Genomic DNA, 1,987 nt, shown 5'->3' on the forward strand with positions numbered 1-1,987 from the left:
GGCAGATGCGCATCATTGCCTTCATCACCCACAGCGCCGAAATCCGCCACATCCTGAACCACATCGGGGCAGATTCAGAGCCACCCCGCATCACCCCGGCACGCGGGCCACCGCTGTGGGAGGGCTGCGACGCGCCGGTGGATGATGGTGCGCAAGGCGAGCCGGATTGGGATCTGGCAGCTCAACCCGACGAGGTAGACCAGCGCGTCAATTGGTGACCCAGTGAAGCGGCGGTATCCATCGCTGCGGGGAAGCAGCTGCGCGCGCGCCAGGCCCAAATGCATACTGCCTCCCAAGCTCTTGCCATTGAGCGGCAAGCGAGCGCTCAACCTTCCTTGGCCGAACGTGTTTCGAGGCCCAAAACTCGTGCCATACTTGGCCTCATGCGGTTGAATTTCCTATCCGTTATCCGTGGGAGATAAAAAATGAGTGCGTTCTTTTTTCAACGTATCAACGATCACATCCAGTACCTGCGCCGCCTCGAACAGACCCTGAAGGATCAGGGCGATTTTCGGGGCTGCGATTTCCATTCCTGCAAGCTCGGTCAATGGATCGACACCGAAGGGCCCTCCCAGATTCCGGAAGGGGCCGACAAGGCGAAACTGGTTTTCGAGATGAACACGGTGCACGAGCATTTCCACCAGACTGGCGAAAGGGCCCTGGCAGCGAAGGAAGCCAATGACCCGGCTGCGGTCAGGCAGGCCGTCACCGACATGCTCAAGGATTCAAACATCCTTGTCGCGAAGTTGATGGAGCTTGATCGGCTCTGCAAGATCTGACTCAATTTCAAGGAAACCTTATGAACGACATGGACCCGGTCCACGTTGCCGGTAACGCTGTGCAAACCACGCTGACCCGATGTGTACCTGGGCGACATCGGGGGCTGCCGCTTCTACATCGGCAAAGCCCAGTACGAAACCTGGAAGCACACGCAGCTCATCATCGATGTGATCGACGGGCACGGCGGTGGCACCTTCTCGCTGGAGGGGCCGGAGGGCAAGGCATTCCACACGCGGTCGCGGGTGTTCAGCCCCGAAGAACTGGTGGCCCTGGGCATCCAGCCGCCTGTGCCTTGATCTGTGGGGCTTGAGAAGAAATAGCCCTCCAGCGCTTATCCAGCAAGCGTAACTAGCTATCAATACAATAGCAAACAAGCCCCGCCACGCTGGCAAGACTGCCAGTGCGGCGGGCTGCCTCGCCCCTACAAACGGTCACATTCAGGCGGGCAACGGCGGCCACCCTGTCGCGGCTCTCATGAATAATGGGACGCATGAAGAACTTTTGCGGGCCAGCGTGGCCCCGCAGCAGCCCATGACCACCACCTCGACCATCTTGCGTTTTGTGGCAGAAGCCTCTGCCGACAGCCCCGGCGGCCGCGTGGCCGCAGGCACCGTCATGAAGTGGATTGACGAAGCCGCTGCCGTGGTGGCCCACCAGTGGGCCAAGAGCCCCTGCGTGGCGGCCAGCTTTGGCAAGATCCGCTTCGCGCACCCCGTGGTGGCTGGTGCCCTGGTGGAGGTGGAAGCCCGCCTGGCCTACACGGGCACCACCAGCATGAACATCTTCATTGAAGTGCGCAGCGGCCCGCAGATCAGCGAGGCCTACCAGGAGGTAACGCACTGCGTGGCGGTGTTCGTCTCGCCCGACGAACATGGCACCCCGCGCCCCGTGGACACCTGGACGCCGAGACCCCAAGACCAGGCCAAGGCCCAGGGCGTCAAGGTCAAGAAAGGCCTGTTCCCCTGGGCCGCCTCCGGCCGTGCCATTGCCAACGGGCGCGACGAAGGCTTCACCAAGCTGCTGTTCAACGACAGCCCCGAAGCAGGATCAGGAGACGGCCATGCTGGCCGGGGCCACGGCAAGATCTTGGGCGGTGGCATGGTCGGCACCCACGCGGGCGACATGATCGGAGAGATCGCGCTGGCTATCGAGATGGGTGCCGACGCAGTGGACATCGGCAAGACCATCCACCCGCATCCAACCCTTG

1 protein-coding gene and 4 pseudogenes are annotated in these 1,987 nt (G+C 62.0%); all 5 read left to right on the forward strand.

Going from position 1 to position 1,987, the window contains the following annotated elements; genetic code table 11:
* Positions 1–218 (forward strand): annotated as a pseudogene (locus tag ACFO24_RS06915) (IS91 family transposase); the annotation flags it as partial.
* Between the two features lie 207 nt (positions 219–425).
* Positions 426–779, forward strand: coding sequence for a CZB domain-containing protein (locus ACFO24_RS06920; protein ID WP_377737665.1), 354 nt, complete (start codon positions 426–428; stop codon positions 777–779).
* A gap of 78 nt (positions 780–857) precedes the next feature.
* Positions 858–1,076 (forward strand): annotated as a pseudogene (locus ACFO24_RS06925) (DUF779 domain-containing protein); the annotation flags it as partial.
* 319 nt (positions 1,077–1,395) lie between these two features.
* Positions 1,396–1,530: pseudogene (locus tag ACFO24_RS06930) on the forward strand (hotdog domain-containing protein); the annotation flags it as partial.
* A gap of 162 nt (positions 1,531–1,692) precedes the next feature.
* A pseudogene (locus ACFO24_RS06935) lies at positions 1,693–1,987 on the forward strand (dihydrolipoyl dehydrogenase); the annotation flags it as partial.

The sequence above is a fragment of the Comamonas denitrificans genome (assembly GCF_042654745.1).
Taxonomy (GTDB): Bacteria; Pseudomonadota; Gammaproteobacteria; order Burkholderiales; family Burkholderiaceae_C; genus Comamonas; species Comamonas denitrificans.